Source organism: Streptomyces sp. SP17BM10, from assembly GCF_036322405.1.
Taxonomy (GTDB): Bacteria; Actinomycetota; Actinomycetes; order Streptomycetales; family Streptomycetaceae; genus Kitasatospora.
The window spans coordinates 1-21,898 of sequence record NZ_JAQYXB010000613.1 but is presented as its reverse complement, the minus strand read 5'-3'; the positions used below and the strand labels follow the sequence as shown (position 1 = coordinate 21,898).

18 protein-coding genes are annotated in these 21,898 nt (G+C 74.9%); 8 read left to right on the top strand and 10 right to left on the bottom strand.

Annotated elements, in window-relative coordinates; translation table 11 throughout:
- The first annotated feature begins 42 nt into the window (after positions 1–42).
- On the top strand, positions 43–4,779 hold the full coding sequence (locus tag PUR71_RS23140; protein ID WP_329929003.1) for a hypothetical protein: 4,737 nt from the start codon (positions 43–45) through the stop codon (positions 4,777–4,779).
- Between the two features lie 246 nt (positions 4,780–5,025).
- Here the strand turns inward: PUR71_RS23140 and PUR71_RS23135 are convergent, their stop codons facing one another.
- The 4 genes from PUR71_RS23135 to PUR71_RS23120 are packed head-to-tail and all read right to left on the bottom strand — an operon-like array spanning position 5,026 to position 7,967.
- On the bottom strand, positions 5,026–5,889 hold the full coding sequence (locus tag PUR71_RS23135; protein ID WP_329929002.1) for a biotin-dependent carboxyltransferase family protein: 864 nt from the start codon (positions 5,887–5,889) through the stop codon (positions 5,026–5,028).
- Positions 5,886–6,509: a 5-oxoprolinase subunit B family protein gene (locus PUR71_RS23130; RefSeq protein WP_329929001.1), complete on the bottom strand. Its 624-nt coding sequence runs from the start codon at positions 6,507–6,509 to the stop codon at positions 5,886–5,888. The genes PUR71_RS23135 and PUR71_RS23130 overlap by 4 nt, the downstream gene beginning before the upstream one ends.
- Positions 6,506–7,279, bottom strand: coding sequence for a LamB/YcsF family protein (locus PUR71_RS23125; RefSeq protein ID WP_329929000.1), 774 nt, complete (start codon positions 7,277–7,279; stop codon positions 6,506–6,508). The genes PUR71_RS23130 and PUR71_RS23125 overlap by 4 nt, the downstream gene beginning before the upstream one ends.
- A gap of 1 nt (position 7,280) precedes the next feature.
- Complete coding sequence (locus PUR71_RS23120; protein ID WP_329928999.1) at positions 7,281–7,967, bottom strand: GntR family transcriptional regulator; 687 nt, start codon at positions 7,965–7,967, stop codon at positions 7,281–7,283.
- A 158-nt stretch (positions 7,968–8,125) separates the two neighbouring features.
- Between PUR71_RS23120 and PUR71_RS23115 the strand changes: the two genes are divergently transcribed.
- The 3 genes from PUR71_RS23115 to pcp are packed head-to-tail and all read left to right on the top strand — an operon-like array spanning position 8,126 to position 10,493.
- Positions 8,126–8,848 carry a DUF969 domain-containing protein gene (locus tag PUR71_RS23115; RefSeq protein WP_329928998.1) on the top strand — a complete coding sequence of 241 codons (723 nt, stop codon included), beginning with the start codon at positions 8,126–8,128 and terminating at the stop codon, positions 8,846–8,848.
- On the top strand, positions 8,845–9,813 hold the full coding sequence (locus PUR71_RS23110; protein WP_329928997.1) for a DUF979 domain-containing protein: 969 nt from the start codon (positions 8,845–8,847) through the stop codon (positions 9,811–9,813). Before PUR71_RS23115 ends, PUR71_RS23110 begins: the two co-directional genes overlap by 4 nt.
- A 35-nt stretch (positions 9,814–9,848) precedes the next feature.
- Entirely contained in the window at positions 9,849–10,493 is a 645-nt protein-coding gene (gene pcp / locus PUR71_RS23105) for a pyroglutamyl-peptidase I (RefSeq protein ID WP_329928996.1), read from the top strand.
- A 55-nt stretch (positions 10,494–10,548) separates the two neighbouring features.
- On the opposite strand, the gene PUR71_RS23100 is transcribed toward pcp, so the two are convergent.
- Positions 10,549–11,565 carry an SDR family NAD(P)-dependent oxidoreductase gene (locus PUR71_RS23100; protein ID WP_329928995.1) on the bottom strand — a complete coding sequence of 339 codons (1,017 nt, stop codon included), beginning with the start codon at positions 11,563–11,565 and terminating at the stop codon, positions 10,549–10,551.
- Between the two features lie 29 nt (positions 11,566–11,594).
- Complete coding sequence (locus PUR71_RS23095; RefSeq protein ID WP_329928994.1) at positions 11,595–12,794, bottom strand: UDP-N-acetylglucosamine--N-acetylmuramyl-(pentapeptide) pyrophosphoryl-undecaprenol N-acetylglucosamine transferase; 1,200 nt, start codon at positions 12,792–12,794, stop codon at positions 11,595–11,597.
- Positions 12,795–12,857: 63 nt separating this feature from the next.
- On the opposite strand from PUR71_RS23095, the gene PUR71_RS23090 reads away from it, so the two are divergent.
- Together PUR71_RS23090 and PUR71_RS23085 are read left to right on the top strand one after the other, a co-directional pair.
- Positions 12,858–13,589 carry a response regulator transcription factor gene (locus tag PUR71_RS23090; RefSeq protein WP_329928993.1) on the top strand — a complete coding sequence of 244 codons (732 nt, stop codon included), beginning with the start codon at positions 12,858–12,860 and terminating at the stop codon, positions 13,587–13,589.
- Entirely contained in the window at positions 13,586–14,968 is a 1,383-nt protein-coding gene (locus PUR71_RS23085; protein WP_329928992.1) for a sensor histidine kinase, read from the top strand. Before PUR71_RS23090 ends, PUR71_RS23085 begins: the two co-directional genes overlap by 4 nt.
- Positions 14,969–15,235: 267 nt before the next feature.
- On the opposite strand, the gene PUR71_RS23080 is transcribed toward PUR71_RS23085, so the two are convergent.
- Complete coding sequence (locus PUR71_RS23080; protein ID WP_329928991.1) at positions 15,236–15,922, bottom strand: hypothetical protein; 687 nt, start codon at positions 15,920–15,922, stop codon at positions 15,236–15,238.
- A gap of 389 nt (positions 15,923–16,311) precedes the next feature.
- The gene (locus tag PUR71_RS23075) at positions 16,312–16,551 is read right to left on the bottom strand and encodes a DUF397 domain-containing protein (protein WP_329928990.1); all 240 of its coding nucleotides are present in this window, start codon (positions 16,549–16,551) and stop codon (positions 16,312–16,314) included.
- Between the two features lie 200 nt (positions 16,552–16,751).
- Between PUR71_RS23075 and PUR71_RS23070 the strand changes: the two genes are divergently transcribed.
- Both PUR71_RS23070 and tgmC read left to right on the top strand, forming a co-directional pair.
- Positions 16,752–17,123 (top strand): hypothetical protein, encoded by a 372-nt coding sequence (locus PUR71_RS23070; protein WP_329928989.1) that lies wholly within the window; start codon positions 16,752–16,754, stop codon positions 17,121–17,123.
- Positions 17,120–18,238: an ATP-grasp peptide maturase system methyltransferase gene (tgmC, locus tag PUR71_RS23065; RefSeq protein WP_329928988.1), complete on the top strand. Its 1,119-nt coding sequence runs from the start codon at positions 17,120–17,122 to the stop codon at positions 18,236–18,238. The genes PUR71_RS23070 and tgmC overlap by 4 nt, the downstream gene beginning before the upstream one ends.
- Positions 18,239–18,322: 84 nt before the next feature.
- Here tgmC and PUR71_RS23060 read toward each other — a convergent pair whose 3' ends face one another.
- Together PUR71_RS23060 and PUR71_RS23055 are read right to left on the bottom strand one after the other, a co-directional pair.
- Positions 18,323–19,477, bottom strand: a complete 1,155-nt coding sequence (locus PUR71_RS23060) for a DUF6183 family protein (RefSeq protein ID WP_329928987.1) — start codon at positions 19,475–19,477, stop codon at positions 18,323–18,325.
- Positions 19,478–19,590: 113 nt separating this feature from the next.
- A partial coding sequence (locus tag PUR71_RS23055) for a polymorphic toxin-type HINT domain-containing protein (protein ID WP_329928986.1) occupies positions 19,591–21,898 on the bottom strand: 2,308 nt, incomplete at its 5' end.

Sequence of the window (21,898 nt, the reverse complement as noted above, 5' to 3'; positions counted from 1 at the left end):
CCCTCGAAGGCGCTGTCACAGACCCGTGCGACGATCCAAAGCATGATCGCCCCGCTGGAATCCCTCGTGCCCGCCACCGCACCCGACGCGTACGCCTCGACCACGTACGCCGACTGGGCAGCCGCCCACGACCCCGGCGCGGCCGGTACGGCACGCGAGGCGCTCGAGGAGATGAGCGGCGAGTTCAACCGGTACTGGGAGAAACCCGGCGGCTTCGTCGACCTGATGGCACGACGGGCCCGGCGGCTGCCGCCCGCGCACCTGCCGTGGTTCTGGGACACCGTCGGCCACCGCCTGCTGCGCAACGGCGCCCGCGCCGCCGCCCGCGCCTACATCGCCGCCCGCGCGGCCGAGTCCGCCCACGGCCTGCCCGCCGACCCCGGCTACCGGCGCGCCAACGCCCTGCTGTTCGCCCGGTACGGCGCCCTGCCCGCCAAGGAACTCGCCGCCCACCAACGCTTCCTCGCCGCGACGCTGGACCCGCCCGCCGCCCACACCGCCCTCGACGAGCTGCTCACCGCCTGGGCGGCCTCGCCCGCCGACCTGCCCGCCGACCTGGTCCGCCGCGCCCGCGCCAGCGCCAAGGCCGCCGGACACGGCGACGGCGAGGCCGCCAGGATGGCCGGCGCGATCCTCGCCACCGCACGGGACAAGGCCCTCCCGGACGCCCTGCTCAACGACGCCGCACCGCTCCTGAGCGCCCACCCGCCCACCGACGCGGACCTCGCCGCCCTCGCGGACCTCTTCCCGAACGGCACCACCGACGGCGGCGCCTGGCTGCGGCTGCTGATCGCCTGCGGCGCGGTACGGGCGATGGCCGAGGGCCGGATCGTCCCGGAGGGCGGCCTGCACCGCTGGCTCGGGCACTTCGCCCACATGTACCAGTACGCCCGCCAGTCCGGAGGCGGCGTCTCCCGTCAGCAGCTCCCGTCCGAACTCCTCGACGTGGTAGGGAAGTTCGGCCCACGCCTGCGGGCGGGCGGCACCGCCGTGACACTCCACACCACCCGCTACCACTGGCAGGGCCTGGACGCCGACCTCCTCGACGCCTGCCTCGCCGCCCACGTTCCCGTCACCGACCCCGGCCCCGAGACGCGCATGCGCTTCTGGGGCGAGGACTCCCGCCGCGACCTCGCCGCCCTCGCCGCCGACCCCGTCTTCGGCCCCCGCCTGGAGGGCACCGTCCACGCCGGCCTGCTCCCGCACCACGGCCGCGCCCGCCGCCGCGCCGGCACGGCGATCACCCTGCTGCCGGGCAACGACGGCATCGCCCACGAGGTCGCCGCCCGCGTCACCCGCCTCGTCGACACCGTCGCCGGCGGCGGCATGGCCGGAGCCGAGGAAGCCGTCACCGAACTGGAGACCATCCTCGACCGCCCCACCGTCACCGCCCTCGCCGGCATCACCGACGCCCTCGCCGAAGCCGGCGCCGCCGGCGCCCTGCGGCGCTCGCTGGCCGCTGGCCTGCCGGAGGAACTGGCCTGGCCCGCCCTGGAGTCGGTCCGCGCCGAATTCGAAGCCGAGCACGCCGCGGGCTCGACCGGCATCGAGGGCATCACCTGCACCTGGCCCGTCCTGACCGTCTTCAACCGCGAACGCGCCGTCGCCGTCGACCCCGACGGCATCCGCGCCACCTGCCGCTTCACCGTCCCCGACGACGCCACCCTCTTCACCGCCCACTACGCCGGCGGCTCCTTCCTCATCAGCTGGACCCTCAAGCCCAACCCCTACCACTGCGACACCGCCATCTGGGCCGACCGCCCCGACACCCCCTTCACCCCGAACGAACTCAGCGGCCTCGTCCCCTACGGCGGCAGCCTGGACGGCGCCTACGGCTTCCAGTTCGAAACCGCCGACGGCACCGGCCGCCACAGCGGCGGCCACGTGCTGCGCCCCGGCGACACCCACGGTATCGACGACGACGAACTCCAGCTCGGCGACGGCACGCGGATCTGGACCAACGCCGTCTTCGGCCGCCGCCCCTGGCACCCCGTCGACCCCGTCACCGGCGAACCCCGCGACGAGACGCCCCTGCCCGACTTCCCCGGCCGCCCCGCCGACCCCACCCACCCCGCCGAAGCCGGCATGGCCGTCTCCCACGAGGACCTCCAGCTCGCCCCGCTGCCCGCCACCCTCACCACCTCCCCGCTCGGCAGCCGCGACGGACTCGTCGGCACCCGCGTCCTGTACCGCACCCGCCACCGCGACCACGCCCCCGACCACTTCCTCCTCGAAAGCGTCGACGGCCGCACCGCCCGCTTCGACACCGACCGCCCCGGCCAGACCCCCTGGGGCCTGTGGGCACCCCCGGAAGGCGCCGCCGAGGACGTCGTCCTCGCCGAATCCCAGACCCGCACCGGCGTGCGCGCCTACACCCCCGACGGCACCCTGCTCTGGGAACAGGACGGCCACGACACACCCCGCCGCTCCCGCGGCACCCCCCACCGCGCCGTCACCGTCTCCGGCGGCACCGCCCTGCCGCCCGCCTACTGGTACCTGCTGCGCACCCGTGACCGGGCCGCCTCCCGCGCGCTGCGCGCCGTCACCCGACCCGCCGCCGAGGCCCTGCTCGCCGCCGCCTGCGAGGGAGCCGAGGCGCTGCGCGCCGCCGTCGCCCGCGAACTGCCCGGCGTCACCGACCCGGTGCTGGTCGAGGCGGTCGCCGCGGTGGCCCTGCGGGGCGCCCGGGTGGAGGAGCGCCGCCTGGCCCTGCACCGGCGGGTCGCGATCCTCGCCGAGGCCCCGCCCGTCCTGCCGCGCCGCACCGCGCCCGACACCGAGCTGATGCCCGCCCTGTTCGGGCTGCTGCCCGACGGCTCCGAGCGGCCCGAGGGTCGGCCCGCGCCTCTTCCCGCCACGCTCGGTGCGCTCGCCGCCGACGGCGCCCACCTGGCGGGCGCCATCGGCGAGGACGTCCGCCGCCTCTCGCCGCCCGCGCCCCCGCACGAGTGGCCGCACCTGCTGGGCGCGATCGACGCCGCCGCCTGGCGGGCCGCGACGGCCCCCACCCCGGAGGCCGAACGGACCGCCCTGCTGGCCCTGTTGGACACCTGGGCCGACCAGCCGTTCGCCCGCGCGGGCAGCCGCTGGTGGACGGGGCGCGCGGACACCGCGACCCTGGCCCGCCTGCGTGCGGACGGCCTCGCGGTGGCGTCGGCGCGCGTGCGGGGCGCGTCGCAGCACTGGTTCGTCGCGTCTGCCGCCGACACCGTCGCGCAGCCCGTCCCCTGCGCCCGCCTCGTGCGCATCGACCGCGACGACGCCACCCGCCTGCGCGCCCTCGTCGCCGCCGTCGAGACCGACGGGCCGCTCGCGCCGCCCGAGGCGGCGGTCGCGCAGTTCGCCGAACTCACCGGCGTACGGCGTCCGTTGGCTCGCCTGGTCCTCGCCGGCCTGCCCGCCCGCCCCGGCCGGGACGAGCACCGCGCCCTCGTCACCAAGGCCCCGTACAAGGCCACCCCGATGACCGCCGACGCCTACGACGAACTGCGCGAGCGCCTCGGCGACGAGGGCCGCCGGGCCGTCCTGGCCGCGGCCCTGCCCGAGGACCCGGCCGACCTGTGGCGCCCCGGCGGCATCGAGGCGGCCGCGCGGCGGATGGCCGCCGCGTGGTGCGAGCGCCTCGGCGCCCGGCCCGCCGTCGACGACGAGGCCGCCGACACCCTGGAGGCCGACCTGGGCCTGTCCGAGGTGTGGGCCCGCCGCCTGGCCGGGGGCTACGCGGCCGCCGACGACGGGTCGGTGGCGGCGGTGGGCTGGGAGCTGGCGCTCGCCCCGTACGCCAGCGCGGTGGACGCGCGCGCCCTCCCGCCGGCCGGCCCCGCCCCGCGCTACCGCACCCCGGTGGGCCTGCCCCTGCGCCAGGCCGCGAGCGCCCTCGTGTGGGCGTGGACGGACCGTCCGGTCGGCGATCCGGCGGTGGCCGGCGCGTTCGACCTGTACGAGCGCCTGCGCGCCGAACTCGCCCGTCCGGAGCTGCTGTTGGCCGTCCCCGGCGGACGGGTCGCCGACACCCCCGAGGGGATCGCGCACCGCTTCGGCCCCGAACGCCTCCGTGTGGCGGACCACCGCCTGGCCGGCGGCACATCACCCCGGCCGAAGGCGTACGACCGCGGCCCGCTCGTCGTCTGCGCACCCGGCGGCGAGGCGTTCGTGCGCCCGGCGGCACTGGCCGATCCGCAGGCGCGCCAGCAGGTCGACGAAGTCGCCGAGCTGGCAGGGGCGTTGGCGTTCCTCGCCCCGTTCCTGCCCGGCGGCGGCCTGGAGCGGATGGCGCAGCGAGCCCGCACCACCCCCGTCCCGGCCGGCGCCTACGAGGCCGACCCGCGGCACTCCTGTCCCGACCTCGTCACCCACGCCGCCCGCCACCTCGACATCGGCCCCGACGCGGCCGCCCTCTACCTCCAGCTCGCCACCCTGGCCGCCCCCACCGACCGCAACGTCCGCCGCTGGAACGCCTGGACCGCCAGACAGCACACCGCCGCCCGCACCGAACTCCTCGCCACCGGCACCGTCACCGAGGCCAAACGCCCCCGGGCCGGCCGCACCCTCTTCCTCACCGGCGAGTGGACCGACCTCAAGTCCCCCCACGTCCCACTGGAAACCCCGAAACTCGCCACCCACACCGTCCACCCCCTGTGGCGCAACGAGATCCGCTCCCCGTTCCCCCGCATCCAACCCCCGTCCCCACTGCACGAGTTGTTCACGACGACCTGGACCGCCCTGCACGGCTCCCCGGCCATCACGAGCGGGGGCGACGCACACCGACCCAGGACGTGAAAGGAACCGGCCCCGCAGGCCTGGCGGCCGGGCGGGGCCACGTGCGGCCCGTCAGCCCGCGAGGAGCGTGCGGGCTACGCGGGTGCGGTGGGGGGTGAGTTCGGTGGTGATCGCGGCGGACTGGATCGGGGTGACCGTGATCGCCGCGGGCTGGGGCGGGGTCTGGGCGAGCAGGGCGATGCGCAGGTGGGCCGGGGGGTGGGTGGCGTCGACGGCGTAGCGCTCGTGGGTGCTGCGGGAGCGCGCTCACCGCCGGCGGCGTACCGCCGTGAAGCGGACCGGGGTGCCCGGGGTGGCCTGGGCGGCGGCGGGGAGGGCGGTGGCGGGGATGACGCCGATGACGGGGTAGCCGCCGGTGGTGGGGTGGTCGGCGAGGAAGACCACCGGGCGGCCGTCGGGCGGGACCTGGACGGAGCCCAGGACCATGCCCTCGCTGGGGAGTTCGCCCTCGCGGGCGCGTTCCAGCGGCGGGCCGTCCACGCGCAGGCCGATGCGGTTGCTGGTGGGGGAGACGCGGTAGCCGGTGCCGGTGAGGACGGTGAGGGAGTGCGCGGTGAACCAGTCGTCGCGCGGGCCGATCAGCACCGGCAGGAGCAGCGGGTCGGGCGCCGCGGGGGAGGCGATCACGTCGGCCCCGGCCGCCGGGCCGCACGCTTCGCCGAGCGGCAGCTCGTCGCCGACGGCCAGGGGCGCGGGCCCCAGCCCCGACAGCAGGTCGGTGGAGCGGCTGCCGAGCACGGGGGTGACGGCCAGTCCGCCCGCGAACGCCACGTAGCTGCGCACGCCGGAGGTCGCCGCGCCGACCTCCAGCAGCGCTCCGGCGGGCACCCGGACCGGGGCGGCCCAGGCGGCGGGCCGTCCCTCGACGCGGACGGCGCACGGCGCCCCGGTGACGGCCACGGTCACGGCGCGCCCGGCGCGCACCGCGCAGCCGAGGACGGTGGTCTCCAGCGTCGCGGCCGTGGCGGGGTTGCCGACCAGGCGGTTGGCGAGCCGGTGGGCGGGCTGGTCGAGGGCGCCGGAGCGCGGCACGCCCAGGTGGGCGTGGCCGGGGCGGCCGAGGTCCTGGACGGTCGTCAGCAGGCCGGCGCTCACTACGGTGACGGTCATCCTTCCTCCCTGACGAAGCGGACCCGGGTGCCCGGGCTGAACAGGGCGGCGCGTTCGCGGGAGGGGTCCCACAGGACGGCGTCGGTGTGCCCGATCAGCTGCCAGCCGCCGGGGGAGGAGCGCGGGTAGGCGCCGGTGTACGGGCCGGCGAGGGCGATCGAGCCGGCCGGGACGGCGGGGCGCGGGACGGCGCGGCGGGGCACCCGGTAGCGCTCGGGCAGGCCGGTGAGGTAGCCGAAGCCGGGGGCGAAGCCGCTGAAGGCGACGCGGAACTCGGCCGCGCAGTGGATGCGCGCGACCTCGTCCTCGGCGACGCCCCACAGCGCGGCGACCTCGGCGAGGTCGGCGCCGTCGTAGCGCACCGGGACGGTCACCGTCTCCTCGGCCGTCGCCCGCAGCGCCGGCACGCGCCAGCCGGCGAGGTCGGCGGCCAGGGCCTCGGGGTCGGCGACGCCGTCGAGCAGGACGGTGCGTTCGGCGGGCACGACCTCGGCGACGGGCGGAAGGGCGGACGCGGCGCGCCGGCGCTGGAGTTCGGCGTGGAAGGCGGCGGTCTCGTCGGCGCCGTCGAGCTCGACCAGCAGCGCGTCCAGGCCGATGCGCAGGACCCGCGTGCTCACGCGAACGCCTCCACCCGGACCCCGGCCGCCCGCAGGGCCGTGCGGACCCGGCGGGCGAGGTCCGCGGCGCCGGGGGTGTCGCCGTGCAGGCACAGGGAGCGGGCCCGCAGCCGCACGCGTTCGCCGGTGCGCGCGGTGACCTCGCCGTCGCGGGCGATGGCGACCGAGCGGTGGACGACGGCGTCCGGGTCGTGCACGACGGCGTCGGGCTCGCGCCGCGGGACGAGCGTGCCGTGCGGGGTGTACGCGCGGTCGGCGAACGCCTCGGCGACGACGGGCAGTCGGGCCCGGTCGGCGGCCTCGTGCAGCCGCGAGCCGGGCAGCCCGAGGACGGGAAGGCCCGGCGCGGCCAGTTCGACGCCCCGGACCACCGCCTGCGCCTGCTCCTCGTCGTGCACCGTCCGGTTGTACAGCGCGCCGTGCGGTTTGACGTACGCGACACGCGCCCCGGCGGCCCGCGCGAACACCTGCAACGCCCCGATCTGGTAGGCGATTTCGTCCGCCAGTTCGTGCGGCGGCACGTCCATCGAGCGGCGCCCGAAGCCGGCGAGGTCCCGGTAGGAGACCTGGGCTCCGATCCGCACGCCCCGCTCGGCGGCCAGCGCGCACACCCGCCGCATGGTGGACGGGTCCCCGGCGTGGAAGCCGCAGGCGACGTTGGCGCTGGTGACCACCGACAGCAGGGCGTCGTCCTCGGTGAGGGTCCAGCGCCCGAAGCCCTCGCCGAGGTCGGCGTTGAGGTCGATCACCGTCGGGTCCAAAGGCGTCATCTCACCGCACCCCCGTCATGGCCCGGATGATCACCGCGCGCGCGTCGTTCAGGTACCGGGTCAGCTCCACCTCGGCGTCGTCGATCTCGCCCGACTCCAGCAGCCCGGTGAGGGTCTGGTTGCGTCGCAGGAACGGCGCGTGCAGCTCGCGCGCGGAGGGGACGGCGGCGAAGGCCAGGCGCAGTTCGGCGACCAGGCGCGCCATGCACTCGTCGATCCGCTCGCTGCCGGCCAGCCCGGCGACGGCGAGGTGGAAGTGCAGGTCGGCGGTGCCCACGGTGACCCAGTCGCCGAGCGCCTCGGCGGCCTCGGCCCGGGCGAGCGCGGCCCGTACGGCGGCCAGGCGCTCGGGCGCGGCGCTGCGCAGGGCGCGCACGCCGGCCGTCTCCAGGGCCAGGCGCAGCGTGTAGATGTCGGCGACGTCGGCCGGGTTGAGGATCCGTACGAACACGCCGCGGTTCAGCTCGTGCACGACCAGTCGCTGGTCGGCGAGCAGCCGGAACGCCTCGCGGAGCGTGTTGCGCGAGACGGCGAGCGCCTCGCCGAGGGCCTCCTCCGACAGTCGGGTGCCGGGGGCGAGCCGGCCCTCGGTGATGTGGTCGCGCAGCACGTCGGCCACGCGCTGGGCGGCGCTGGCGCGTTCGATCCGGCCGCGGTCGGCCGCGAGCGCGTCGAAAACCCCGGTCATCTTCCACCTCCTGAGCTCTTGTCGGATTGTTCCACAATCCCCTAGCCTCGCGGCAACCCCCGAACGGTCGCGGCCCATCCGGCCGGACCACCTCCGCCCGCGGCGTCCCAGACGGCCACCCACAGGGGTGGAGGCCCCTTTGAAAGGCGGTCAGGAACATGATCGTTCTTGTCGGCATCCTCGTCGTGGTGGCCGGGTTCGCCACCCGGCGAAATCCGCTCCTCGTCGTCGGCGCCGCCGGCGTCGTCACCGGACTCCTGGGCGGGATGAGCCCGGTGAAGGTCCTGGAGGCCTTCGGCACCGGCTTCGCCTCCAGCCGCTCGGTGACCCTCTTCGCCGTCACCCTGCCCGTGATCGGCCTCCTGGAACGCCACGGCCTGCAGGAACAGGCCCGCACCCTGATGAACAAGCTCGCCCGGGTCAGCGCCGGACGCCTGCTCGCCCTCTACCTGGTGGTGCGCCAGCTCGCCGCCGCCCTCGGCCTCACCGGCCTCGGCGGACCCGCCCAGGCCGTGCGCCCGATGATCGTGCCGATGGCCGAGGCCGCCGCCGAGCGCCGCCACGGCACCCTGACCGAACGGGCCCGCGAACGCCTGCGCTCCTTCGCCGCCAGCGCCGACACCGTCGGCCTGTTCTTCGGCGAGGACTGCTTCCTCGCCGTCGGCTCGATCCTCCTGATCACCGGCTTCGTCAACGCGACCTACCACACCGACCTGGAGCCGGTGCGGCTCGCGCTGTGGGCCATCCCCACCGCGCTCTGCGCCACCCTCATCCACGGCGCCCGCCTGCTGCGCCTGGACGCCGCCCTCGCCCGGGACCTCCAGGGCGCCCCCGCGACCGACGAAGCAGCCGCCACCCGTGTCGAGGAGAAGACGAAGTGATCAAGGTCGAGTGGCTGTACTGGATGGTCGGGGCCGTCTTCCTCGCGATGGCCGCGCAGATGGCGGTGGACCGCACCAACCCCAAGCGCTACGGCAGCGCCGCCTTCTGGGGCCTGCTCGGCGCGAGCTTCGTCTACGGCAGCTGGGTCGCCGACAAGAGCGCGCCCGCGGCGCCGCTGGGCGCGGCCGTCCTGGCGATGATCTGCCTGGCCGGCTTCGGCCTCACCGGGCGCGGCACCTCCACGGCCGCCGCCCCCGAGCAGCGCGCCGCCTCCGCCGCGCGCCTGGGCAGCAGGCTGTTCATCCCCGCGCTCGCCCTGCCGCTGGTCGCGCTCGCCTGCGGCACGCTCCTCAAGGGCGTGCACCTGGGCCGCGGTCCACTGCTCCAGACCGGCAGCGAGACGCTCCTCGGCCTCGGCATCGGCTCGCTCGTCGCGCTCGGCGTCGCGCTGCTGCTCACCCGCGAGCGCAACCCCGTCGTCGCCCTGCACTCCGGGCGCGGGCTGCTGGAGGCGATGGGCTGGGCGCTGCTGCTGCCCCAGCTCCTGGCCGTGCTCGGCTCGATCTTCCAGAGCGCCGGTGTCGGCACCCAGGTCGGCAAGATCACCACCCACTTCCTGCCGAACGGCAGCACGTACGCGGCGGTGGCGCTCTACTGCCTGGGCATGGCCCTGTTCACCGTCATCATGGGCAACGCCTTCGCCGCCTTCCCGGTGATGACCGCCGCGATCGGCTGGCCGATCCTCATCACCCAACTGCACGGCAACCCGGGCGTCGTCCTGGCCGTGGGCATGCTGGCCGGCTTCTGCGGCACGCTCGTGACCCCGATGGCGGCCAACTTCAACCTCGTCCCGGCGGCGCTGCTCGAACTCAAGGACCAGTACGGGCCGATCAAGGCCCAGATCCCCACCGCGGGCGCCCTGCTGGTGTGCAACATCGCCATCATGTCGCTCTTCGCGTTCTGAACCGCCCCCTTCTCGGATTCTCGGAAAGGCCGCCCATGACCAGGGTCCTGCTCACCGGCTTCGAACCGTTCGACGGCGCCGACGTCAACCCGTCCTGGGAGGTCGCCCGCCTCGTCGCCGACCAGCCCCCCGAGGGGCTGGCGGTCACCGCCGTCCGCCTGAGCTGCGTCTTCGGGCAGGCGGCCGGGGAACTACGCGCCGCGGTTACGGAGTGCGCGCCGGACCTGGTGGTCTGCCTGGGCCAGGCGGCGGGCCGCCCTGACGTCACCGTCGAGCGCGTCGCCGTCAACGTCGACGACGCCCGCATCCCCGACAACGCGGGCGCCCGGCCCGTCGACGTACCGGTCGTCCCCGGCGGCCCCGCGGCCTACTTCGCGACGCTGCCGGTCAAGGCCTGCGTGGCCGCCGTCCGGGCGGCCGGCCTGCCCGCCTCCCTCTCGCACACCGCCGGGACGTTCGTCTGCAACCACGTCTTCTACACGCTGATGCACCTGCTCGCCACCGAACGCCCCGGCGTGCGCGGCGGGTTCGTCCACCTCCCCGCCCTGCCCGAGCAGGTCCTCGACCGCGCCCAGCCCTCCCTGCCGGCCGACTCCCTCGCCCACGCGCTGCGCGCCCTGCTCACCGCCGCGGCCACCACCTGCGCCGACCTGCGCGTCCCGGAGGGGGCAACACACTGAAAACCCTTGAAGGGTCGACCTGACGATCCGTCAAACACCTCGGCGGGCCGGGACGTCAGACCTGGTAGCGCTCCGGCGCGAACAGGTGCAGGTGTTCGCCGACCCACTCCGACGTGCGGCGCAGCCCCTCGTCCAGGCCCACCAGCGGCTCCCAGCCCGCCAGTTCGCGTGCCTTGCGGTTGTCCGACAGCAGCCGCTCGACCTCGCTGCCGCCCGGGCGCAGCCGGCCCGGGTCGACGACGATCTCGGCGTCCCGGCCGCAGGCCACGATCATCGCCTTGGCCAGGTCGCCGATCGACACCTCGCTGCCGGTGCCGAGGTTGACCACCTCGCCGAGCGCCCGGTCAGCGCGGGCGACGGCCAGGAAGCCCTCCGCGGTGTCGGTCGCGTAGGTGAAGTCGCGGGTCGGGGTGGTCGAGCCGAGCCTGATCTCCCGCGCTCCGGAGTGGAGTTGGGCCAGGATGGTGGGGATCACCGCACGGGCCGACTGACGCGGGCCGTAGGTGTTGAACGGGCGCACCACCGCCACCGGCAGCTCGAAGGCGTGCCAGTAGGACAGCGCCGTCATGTCCGCGCCGATCTTCGAAGCCGAGTACGGGGACTGCGGCTGCAGCGGGTGCCGCTCGTCGATCGGCGCGGTGATCGCCGTCCCGTACACCTCACTGGTGGAGGTGTGCACCAGACGGGCGCCGTGGCGCAGGCAGGCCGCGGCGACGTTCTGCGTGCCGACGACGTTGGTCTGCACGTACGCCTCGGGCGCCTGGTAGCTGTACGGGATGCCGATCAGCGCGGCGAGGTGGAAGACGGTGTCGCAGCCGGCGACCGCGTCCAGCACCCGGTTGGCGTCCCGCACGTCGCCCGCGACCATCTCCACGGCGCCGTCGGAACCGGCCAGGTAGCGGGCGAGGTAGCCGCGCTCGGCGTACGGCTTGTAGTGCACCAGGGCCCGCACGCGGGCGCCGCGCTCGACCAGCAGGTCGACCAGGGTGCTGCCGATGAAGCCCTCGGCGCCGGTGACCAGGACGGTCCGCCCGCTCCAGTCCTGCTGCACGGTGTCGTTGATGTCGGTCATGACTGTCCTCCAGGAGTTCTTCGGGTGTTTCAGAGCCCGTACGGGGCAGGGGCCAGCGGGGCGGGCGCCCGCCCGATGACGCGCAGCACCTTCGCGGCGAGCAGGTCCGCGGCGACCGCGTGGTCGCCCGGCTCGGCCGCGGCCGCCATCGCCGCGAGCCGCCGCGGGTCGGCGAGCAACGGGTCCACCAACTGCGCCAGGCGCTCGCCGGTGCACTCCCCGTCCGCCAGCAGCAGCCCGGCGCCCGCGTCCGAGAGCACCCGCGCGTTGTGGGTCTGGTGATCGTGCGGCGCGTGCGGATAGGGCACCAGCACGGCCGGCATCCGCACGCTCGACAGCTCGGCGACGGTCGCCGCCCCCGCCCGGCACACCATGAGGTCGGCCGCCGCGTACGCCAGATCCATCCGGTCCAGGTAGGCGACCGCCTGCGCCACCGGGTTGCCCGCCAGCGCCTCCCGCACCTCGGCGAGCGCCGCCGGACCGGTCTTGACCAGCAGCCGCCGATCCGTTCGGTGGCGCCAGCGCCCGGCCAGCTCGACGGCCGCCGCGGTCAGCCGCGCCGCCCCCAGGCTGCCGCCGTTGAGCACCAGCAGCCCGACGCCCTCCGGCACGCCGAAGTGCCGCCGCGCCGCGGCCCGCAGCGCCGCCCGCTCCAGCCGGGCCACCGCCCCCACCAGCGGCATCCCGACCGTCTGCACCTCCCGCCCGGCCGGCAGGTGCTCCCGCGTGCGGTCGAAGGCGAGCGCCACGTGCGGGGTCAGCCGGGCGGCGAACCGGTTGGCCCGCCCGGGCACCGCGTTCGACTCGTGCACCACGCTCGGCAGCCCCGCCATCCGCGCGCCCACGATCACCGGCGCACTCGGATACCCGCCCATCCCCACCGCCACCTGCGCGCCCTGCTCCCGCAGGATCTCCCGGCACCGCCGGCCCGAGCGCACCAGCGCCGCCGGCAGCAGGTAGCGGCGCGCGCCCAGCGAGGCGTCGAACGGGATCATGTCGACCGTGTGCAGCCGGTGGCCCGCCTGCGGGATCAGCGTCGTCTCCAGGCCCCGCTCGGTGCCCACGAAGGAGATCACCGCCCGCGGATCGGCCCGGCGCAGCGCCTCCGCCAGCGCGAGGCCCGGGTAGATGTGCCCGCCCGTGCCGCCCGCCCCGATCACCACCGACAGCGGCGGGCGCCGGTCGTACGCATCGCCTTCTGTCGTCTCGTCCTCTGTCGTCATCCACATGCCGACGAGCCTGCGCAGGCCGTCTAAGAGACTTCTCAGAGAGCATCTGAGAGGCTGGCCGACATGATCAACGGGCAAGTCAACGGGCAAGCCAACGGGCAAAAGGTGCTGGTCGTGGACGACGACCCCGAGGTGCGCGCCGCCGTCGAGGACGGCCTCGCCATCGAGGGCTACCAGGTGCGCGGCGCCCCCGACGGCCTCGCCGCCCTCACCGAGGTCGCCTCCTGGCAGCCCGACGCCATGGTCCTCGACCTCCTCATGCCCGTCCTCGACGGCCTCGCCGTCTGCCGCCGCCTGCGCGCCCTCGGCGACCGCATCCCCATCCTCGTGCTCACCGCCCGCGACTCCGTCAGCGAACGCGTCGACGGCCTCGACGCCGGCGCCGACGACTACCTCGTCAAACCCTTCGCCCTCGACGAACTCGCCGCCCGCCTGCGCGCCCTGCTGCGCCGCAGCGCCGCCGCCCCCGAAGAGGAACCCGGCCTGCGCTTCGCCGACCTCGAGGTCGACCCCCACACCCGCACCGGCACCCGGGCCGGCCGGCCCGTGGAGTTCTCCCGCACCGAGTTCGCCCTCCTCGACGTCCTGCTGCGCCACCCCGGCCAGGTCCTCCCACGCGAGGTGATCATGGAACGGGTATGGGGCGCCGACTTCGGACCCGACTCCAACTCCCTCGCCGTGTACGTCGGTTACCTGCGCCGCAAACTCGAAGCCGGCGGCGAACCGCGCCTGGTGCACACCGTGCACGGCGTCGGCTACCGCCTGAGCACCCCCGACACTCCGGACCGCCGGTGAGGGCCCACGCCCGCTGGCGCCGCCGCCGCCCGCTGCGCACCCGCCTCGCCCTCGCCTGCACCGCCGCCGTCGCCGTCGTCGCCATCGGCATCAGCGCCGCCGCCTTCAGCATCGTCCGCTACGAACTCAACCACCAGCTCGACCAACACCTCACCCAACAGGCCACCCTCGTCCAGCAGCAGCACCGCGACCAGGGCCCCCAGGTCGTCTACGGCGAATGCAACTACCTCGCCGCCCCCGCCTGCGCCCAGATCGTCTCCGCCGACCCCGCCAGGACCCCGAACGAGCCCTACCTGCTGCCCGTCACCGCGGCCACCCGCCAGGTCGCCGCCCGCCGACGCCCCGGCTACGTCACCGACCTCACCATCGGCGGCCACCCCGCCCGCATGCTCACCACCCCGATGACCGCCGCCGCGCCCGGCACCCGCCAGGCCGTCCAGGTCGCCCTGCGCTCCGACAGCGTCGAGGAAGGCGTCCAGCAGGCCGGCGCCCTCATGGCCGCCGTCGCCGCCGCCGGCGTCCTGCTCGCCGCCCTCCTCGGCCTCACCGTCGCCCGCACCTCCCTCGCCCCCGTCACCCGCCTGACCCGCACCGCCGAACGCATCGCCGCCACCCGCGACGCCGGCCTGCGCATCGACCTGCCACCCGGCCGCCGCGAGGACGAACTCACCAGACTCGCCGACAGCTTCAACACCATGCTCGGCGAACTCGAACAATCCGTCGCCGCCCAGCGCCGCCTCGTCGCCGACGCCTCCCACGAACTGCGCACCCCGCTCACCGCGCTGCGCACCAACGCCGAACTCCTCTCCCGCGCCGACCGCCTGACGGAGAGCCAGCGCGAGCGTGCGGCCACCGCGCTGCGCCGCCAGCTGCGGGAGGTCACCGGCATGGTCAACGACCTCATCGAACTCGCCCGCGACGAGGAACCCCGGCCGCTGCTCGAACAGGTCGCCCTCGTCCCGCTCGTCGGACACTGCGTCGACACCGCCCGCGGCCACTGGCCCGCCGTCACCTTCACCCTGGACACCCTCGACCCCGCCGCGGCCGAACGCACCGTCTCGGGCGTCCCGGCCCGCCTGGCCCGGCTGCTGTCCAACCTCCTCGACAACGCGGCCAAGTTCAGCCCGCCCGGCGGCATCGTCGAGGTCCGCCTCACCCACCTGGAGCTCACCGTCCGTGACCACGGCCCCGGCATCGCCCCCGAAGACCTCCCGTACGTCTTCGACCGCTTCTACCGCGCCTCCGCCGCCCGCGCCCTGCCCGGCTCCGGCCTGGGCCTGGCCATGGCCCGCCAGATCGCCCAGGCCCACGGCGCCACCCTCACCGCCGAAGCCGCCGAGGGCGGCGGCGCCCTGTTCCGCCTGCGCCTGCCGGCCTGAGCGCGGCCGGGCGCGCCGCAGGGTGAGCGGAGTCACACCCGCCGGGCGGGGCCCGGTCACGCCTCACGGGTCCGCCGGACCCGGCCCGCGCCGCGGCGCCGCGCCAGAGGCGCCCCGGCGGCCCCGCTGCGGACCTCTCGGCGGCGGCCCCGGGCTACGGGCCCTTCCGGGGTCGCCGGCCCGGGGTACGGGTCCCCGGCCGACCAAGCCACCTCGCGGCCGCCCGCCGGGGCCCGCAGGGGCGCCTGCGGCCCCCGCCCGCCGTCCTCAGCCCGTCGGCTGTGACGGCCGGCCCGGTACCCACAGGGGTGCCGGGCCGTCGTGGGGCACGGCGCTGTCGGCGAGGTCCTCCAGCCAGCGGCCGGCGCGGGCCGGGTCGCCGTCGCCCAGTTCGACCAGGACGGTGGCGGCGATCCGGGCGCAGGACAGCAGCAGGGCGAGGGTGTCCTGGCGGCGGTGCCGCTCGCGGACGTAGGCCTCGCAGCGTTCGGCGATGTGCCGGCCGTGGGCCTCGCGGTCCTCCGGGTCCTCGGCGGTGATCGCCTGGACGCCGTGCCACACCAGGACGAGCGCGGCGGGCTCGCTGGGGTGGGCGGCGTCCGCCCAGTGCGCCCGCTCGCGGGCCTCGGCCGACCACTGGCCCAGCCACTCCAGCGCCGCGGGCCCGTCGTCCCGCCGGGCCCGCAGGACCAGCTCCGCGGCCCGGAGGGCGAGCGACTCCAGCACCGCCCCGGCCGGCACCCGCAGCCCGGGCGCCGGCGACTGGCCGTAGGCCAGCCACGTGTCCGCGAACGACGCCGCCCGCACGTGCCACACCCACGCGGCGGCCCCGGTGGACCCCTCGGCGGCGCCGTCCGGCCCGCCCGCCCACTCGTCCGCCGCCAGCCGGACCAGACCCAGACCCGCGAGCCGCGCCGCGTCCCCGCCCAGCCCGAGCAGCCATCCACTCCTCACCGCGCACCCCCGTCAGCGCCCACCACCGGGCCCGTCGCCCGGCAACGGGGCACATCCCACCACACCAGGACGGGGACGAACCAGGCACCCCCTGTCACACCTTGATTACGGCATCATGTACAGGTCACCTAGCGTGATCGGCCCGGAGTGTGCACCCGTCGATCGAAACGACGTAGTCGGCAGGGGCGTCGAGTCGGACGACCTGCCCGTCCTTAGCCGCGAACCGTGCCCCTCCACCGAGAACGTCATGACGGCCGCTCCTTCCGGCCGACGTTATGACGGTTGAGGGTCGGCAGCCCTTATCCGGCAGGCCGCCCGGTTACCGAACACCAACGCCCCCTGTGCCGGCCACGGCCGGTACAGGGGGCGCTTTCGTCGTTGTGAGGGGGTCAGATGGTTCCGAACTGTCCGCCCCGGACGGCAGCGACGAACGCCGACCACCCGGCCGAGGAGAAGTTCAGCTCCGGCCCCTGCCGGTCCTTCGAGTCCCGGACGGGCACGACGTCTTCGGCCTGGGCGATGTTCGTCGCGACTTCAACGCACTCGCCGCCGTTGCCCTGGGAGTACGAAGACGTCTTCCAGTCGCGCGGGCGACGCCAGTCAACGGTTAGCTTGGGCGTGGTCGGCACGTTAACTAGCTCCCTCATCGCACGGCGAATCAGGCGGGCGGAGTCCGGCCAGTTCAGTGCGGGCGGCGGACCCGCGCGACATCGAAGCCGCGCCGCCGCCCTTGGAGTACACCAACCCCGCTGGCGCGCCGAGTGGTTCACCCGTTTCGGCGCACCGGTGACTCGGCCGCCGGCCTACCTGCCGCTCATCCACCGACGCCGTGAACCGTTGTGCGCACCTCTTTCAGGCGCAGGTCCCCAAGGCCGGAGACGTGCGCGCCGTGGTGGTCGGCGACCGGGTGTTCTGCACGCTGATCACGGCCCCGCCCGGGGTACTCGACTGGCGCAGCGCGTACCGCCACCTGACGTACGAACCCGTCGACTGCCCCGAGCCGGTCCGAGCCGCCCTGCCGGCCTTCCTTGCCGAACTCGGGCTCAACTTCGGGGCGTTCGACTTCGCCGTGACCAGCTCGGGCGAATGGTGGTTCCTGGAGTGCAACCCGAACGGCCAATGGGCGTGGCTGGAGGACAGGGCGAACCTGCCGATCGCGTCTGCGATCGCCGATCTTCTGGAGAACGGAGAGACCGAGTGAGCGAGTCGGAAGGGCTGCGCGCGAAGCTGGCCACGCAGCTCAAGGAAGCGGAGGTGATCCGTAGCGCCGAGTGGGAAGCGGCGGTGCCGGCGGTTCCGCGAGAGGCGTTCCTGCGTGACGGCTGGTTCGAGTACGACGGCGACGGGTGGTACCGGCCCGTGTTCCTCTCCGAGGCGCCCGAGTTGATCGACCGGGTGTACGAAGATGACACGCTGGTGACCCAACTCGCCGGCTGCGTAATCCCGGGGCAGGTCGAAGGGCGATTGGCGCAGGTACCGACGTCGTCTTCGACGCCGCCGAGCCTGGTCGTCCGGATGCTCGAAGACCTGCGGGTATCGCCTGGCATGTCGGCGCTGGAGGTTGGCACCGGTACCGGGTACTCCACGGCGCTGCTGACGCACGTGCTCGGCGACGACCAGGTGACGTCGATCGAGGTCGACAGGGATGATTCAGCGCGCGCGGGTGTCGCCCTCGGCGGACTCGGATACCGGCCGGACCTGGTAGTCGGCGACGGACTCGCCGGGCACAAGGACAACGCGCCATACGACCGCATCATCGCCACCTGCGGAGTACGAACCGTCCCGGCCGAATGGATCGCACAGACCCGTCCCGGCGGCGAAGTCCTGGTGGCCGTCGGCGGCTGGATGAACGCTTCGGAGCTGGTGAGACTCACCGTGGCCGAGGACGGCACGGCATCCGGCCCGGTGCTCGGAGGCGGCGTGTCGTTCATGCTGGCCCGCCCGCACATGCCCCCGCCGCTCGGCCTGCTGCCCGACCTCGACCAGGGCACGGCGGAACCCACGGCCATCGGTGCCAACGCGCTCGACCGATGGGCGGCCCGCTTCGTCGCGCAGTTTGCCGCACCCGGCGCCCAGCACCTTCGGATGTCCCGCAACGGCAGGACCGAGCACGTCGTCATCGACGTGGACGCCGGGGCATGGGCGGCGGTGTACGAGGACGACGGCCGATGGCTGGTCCGGCAGGGCGGCCCCACCCGTCTGTGGGACCGGATCAGCGACCAGGTCAACCGGTGGCGCCTCGCCGGAGAGCCCACTGCCGAACGACTGCGGCTGACCGTCGACCGCACGGGGCAACGGCTGGCATGGGGGAGCTGAGCCCGCTGCGGACCGGCCACGCGAAGGCCCCGTGCCGTGGGGTCTTCGCGTGGCCGACTTCGAGGAACACCGCAGCGGCGGCGGTCAGTCGGTGTCGGTGGCCGCCAGCACCGCCAGCTCCTGGCCGCCGGGGCGCAGGGCCGCGACGGCGAGGTCCCAGGCGACGTTGTGGAACCAGGGGGCGGACGCGGTGCCCAGGCGGAACCAGCTGGTCCGCCGCACCCGATCGGCGACCTCGGCGACCGGCGCGTCCGAGGGGCTCCCGGTCAGGGCGCCCAGGGAGCGCCAGGCGGCGAGCCTGCCGTACGCGCCGTAGCAGCCGTGGCCGTAGGCCGGTGCGCGCAGCGCGGCGGTGAGCAGGGTGCGCAGCGCGAGATCGGGGCTCGACGGGTGGAGCCTGGCCGGGGCCTCGTCCGCGGGCCAGGGGGTGAGCGGCAGGAGCTCGAAGAGCGCCGGGACGTCCTCGGGGGCGAGCGGGTCCGGCAGCCAGAACTCCTGGGCGGCGAGCTTGCCGTTGGACTGGGCGAGCCAGTGGGCGACGGCTGCGCCCATGGCCTCCACCGTCGCGGGCACACCGGTTTCGGTCGGATCGAGGTCGGCCGTCCGCTGCCGCATCGCCGGCGTGATCTCCAGCGCGTCGGCCGGCTCCGGCCACACGGCCGGGACCGTCCAGGTCCAGTCGTCCGCGGCCCCCGCGGGGCGCCGCAGCCCGCCTTCCGCGGGCAGCAGGCTCAGCGGCAGCACGGCGAGCGGGTGCCCCTCGGCGAGGAGGGCGTCGGCGAAGGCGCGCAGCGCGGGGTAGCCGTTGACGGCGTCGGAGACGAGCACCGTCTCGTGGAGCAGGCAGGCCGCGAACTCGCGCGCGTCCGCGGCCTCGGGCGCCGGGTCGAACACCACGTCGGCGATGTCCTCGACGCGGTGCCCGCGGGCCACGACGGCGGCGAGGTAGCGCGGGGAGACGCCCTGGTGCGGGGAGTCCAGCACGCGCACCAGGGCGCGCAGGCTCTCCGGCCCGGGGCGGGCGGCCAGGGCGTTCAGGGTCCAGTGCAGGACGGCGGCGCAGTGCCCCCTGCGGTCCTCGCCGGCGGCGGTGCGGGCGGCGAGCTCCGCCGCGAGGCTGCCGGCCCAGTCGAACTCGCCGGTGGAGACCCGCGATTCGACCTCGGCGCGCAGCACGGAGACGTCCGAGTCCTCGGCCTCGCACAGGGCGTCCACTGTGCGGGTGATGTCCTTGCCCATGGCGTGATTATTTCCCAACGTCGGGTGGCCCTCCGCAAAGGGCGCGGCCCGCCCCGTTCGACGGGGCGGGCCGGGCCTTCCTTAGGAGGGATTCATGGATGGAGGAGGGTGTCTCAGGGACCGGCGACCGGGTAGGCGCTGAGGATGCGGCTGGTGCCGGGATCGATCGCCAGCCGGATGAACGTCTCGCCGTTCGTTCCGACCACGTCACCCATGGGGACGATCCACACGGCGTCGTCGCCGGGCACCCGGATCGCCTTCGCCTTCATGCTCCAGGCCTGGTCCACCAGGTCCAGGACCTTGTTCGGGTTCTTCTCCAGGAACACGGTGTGCGTCGCCCTGTTCGTGTTCACGACGGTGTGATCGAGAACGTGCAGGATCTTGCCCGGCGCGTAGATCAGCCCGGCCGGCGACATGTGCTCGCCGTTGCCGAGGATGGCGAAGACCGCCGGGCACCAGTCATCGGTGTTGGAGTTGTGCACCAGGACCGGCGTCGCACCCGCGAGCACGTAGTAGGTGTGCACGCTGCTGACGGTCAGGTTGTAGGCGGGCTGGAGCGTCGTCCAGTGCCGGGTGCCGGTGATCCGGGCGGCCTGGCCGTCGGACGTGCGCAGGGTGTCACCGACGGTCAGGTCGGCGGCGTCGCGCCAGTCGTGGGCGCTCTGCGACCAGTAGGGGTGGTGGTCGGTGGAGGTGACGGGCGAGGTGGTGCCGTCGGGTGCCGTGATCGTGAGTTCGGTGAAGTCACGGTCGTCGGGGGTGTAGATGGTGTTCTCGACGCGCTGCGCGCTGGTGGCGCCGGTGGCCGGGTCGGTGGCCGTGACCGAGTCCCCGATGCGGATCTGCTCGATGGGACGGCGGGTGCCGTCGGCCATGAGCACGAGCGTGCCGGCCGGGAAGCTGTTGCGGGTCGGGCAGGCCGCCCGGATGCTCTTGGCGACGTCGGACTCGCTCTGGAGTTCGTTGACCAGGGCCGGGTCGGCGTTCGGGTTCTGCTTCAGGGCCGCGAGCGCGTCCTCGGTGCCGACGCCGTCCTTGAGCGACGTGCGGAACTTGGTGATGGCGTCGGCCATGCCGGTGAAGCTGTTGATCGTGGCCTGGCTGTAGCCGTCGAGCGTCGCCTGGAGGGCGAGCTTGGCGTCCTCGATCCCGACGCCGGTCTCCAGCGCGTAGCGGAAGGCGATGATGCCCTTGCCGGCTTCGGCGAGCTTGCCGACCGGGGCGAAGGTCGCCGCCGCCCAGGCGCAGGAGGCGTTCAGGCCGGGGTTGTTGAAGCACTTGACGAAGTCGTCGGTCAGCAGGTGGAGGAGCAGCCGGGAGCTGTCCCCGCTCGCGCAGCCGCCGTCCGGACCGCAGTAGACCTTGTAGTGCTGGGCGTACTCGGAGTAGGTGAGCTCGATGGTGGAGTCGTACGCGGTCTTGCCGTCGAGCTGCACGGTGTTGAGGACGACGGTGTCCCAGACGCTGTACTTGCCCTTGCAGGCGGCGACGGTCAGCCCGGCCTCGGGGCAGGTGCGCATGACGTAGTCGACGGTGCCCGTGACCTTGACCTTGACCGGGACGGTGCAGACCTGCTGCCCGGCGGCGTTGTTGTGCCAGGTCTTGGAGTCACCGAAGAGCCACCCGCCGATGGTGCCGGGGTCGTCGGTGATGCACTTGGACATGTCGTCCTTGACGATCTCCTGCTTCACGTCGTCGTGCGGGACGACCTCGATGTAGTAGGCCCGGCCGCCGCTCTCGCCGGTGCTCTTGTCCGAGCCTGCGGTGCCGGCCGGCGTCTGGGCGTTGGCGGCTTCGGCCTGCTGCTTCTGGAACACCGCCGCCTGGGCGTCGGCGGCGGCCTTGGCGGCCTGGTCGGCGCTCTGCTTGGCCGCTGCGGCCGAGGCCTGGGCCTGGTCGGAGGCGGTCTTCGCGGTGGCCGCGTACTGCTGGGCCTGGGCGGCGTAACTGGTGGCCGCGGCCGCCGAGACGGAGGCGCTGCGGGCCGCCGCGTTGGCGGAGGCGGCGGAGGCCTGGGCCTGCTGGGCGTACTGCGCGGCCTGCTGGGCGCTGGCCTGGGCGGCCTGCGCGGACTGGGCGGCCTGGTTGGCGAAGCCCTGGGCGTCCTTCGCGGACTGGCTGGCCTGGTTGGCGTAGCCCGCCGCCTGGTCGGCGAGGTTGCTGGCGGTGGCGTAGGACTGGGCGGCCTGGGCCGCGTACTGCCGCGCCTGGGCCACCGAGCCGTCCATGGTGGCGAGGTAGGACTGGATGGTCGCCACGTGGGCGGCCGTGACGGCGTCGCGCTGCTGGGCCTTGGGCAGGCCGGTCTGCAGGAACGGCACGAGGCGGTCGGCGGGGCCGGACAGGACGGCCTGGGCGGCCGCCTTGACCTCGGCTCCGCCGGTGGCCAGGGCCTGGGTGACCAGGACGCGGTTGTCGTCG

What these genes read in the sequence shown, in the direction of transcription:
- PUR71_RS23135 (WP_329929002.1), bottom strand. Translation starts at nt 5,889, where the DNA reads ATGACCGTCACCGTAGTGAGCGCCGGCCTGCTGACGACCGTCCAGGAC.
- PUR71_RS23125 (WP_329929000.1), bottom strand. Translation starts at nt 7,279, where the DNA reads ATGACGCCTTTGGACCCGACGGTGATCGACCTCAACGCCGACCTCGGC.
- PUR71_RS23060 (WP_329928987.1), bottom strand. Translation starts at nt 19,477, where the DNA reads ATGGGCAAGGACATCACCCGCACAGTGGACGCCCTGTGCGAGGCCGAG.
- PUR71_RS23100 (WP_329928995.1), bottom strand. Translation starts at nt 11,565, where the DNA reads ATGACCGACATCAACGACACCGTGCAGCAGGACTGGAGCGGGCGGACC.
- PUR71_RS23095 (WP_329928994.1), bottom strand. Translation starts at nt 12,794, where the DNA reads ATGTGGATGACGACAGAGGACGAGACGACAGAAGGCGATGCGTACGAC.
- PUR71_RS23090 (WP_329928993.1), top strand. Translation starts at nt 12,858, where the DNA reads ATGATCAACGGGCAAGTCAACGGGCAAGCCAACGGGCAAAAGGTGCTG.
- PUR71_RS23115 (WP_329928998.1), top strand. Translation starts at nt 8,126, where the DNA reads ATGATCGTTCTTGTCGGCATCCTCGTCGTGGTGGCCGGGTTCGCCACC.
- PUR71_RS23120 (WP_329928999.1), bottom strand. Translation starts at nt 7,967, where the DNA reads ATGACCGGGGTTTTCGACGCGCTCGCGGCCGACCGCGGCCGGATCGAA.
- pcp (WP_329928996.1), top strand. Translation starts at nt 9,849, where the DNA reads ATGACCAGGGTCCTGCTCACCGGCTTCGAACCGTTCGACGGCGCCGAC.
- PUR71_RS23140 (WP_329929003.1), top strand. Translation starts at nt 43, where the DNA reads ATGATCGCCCCGCTGGAATCCCTCGTGCCCGCCACCGCACCCGACGCG.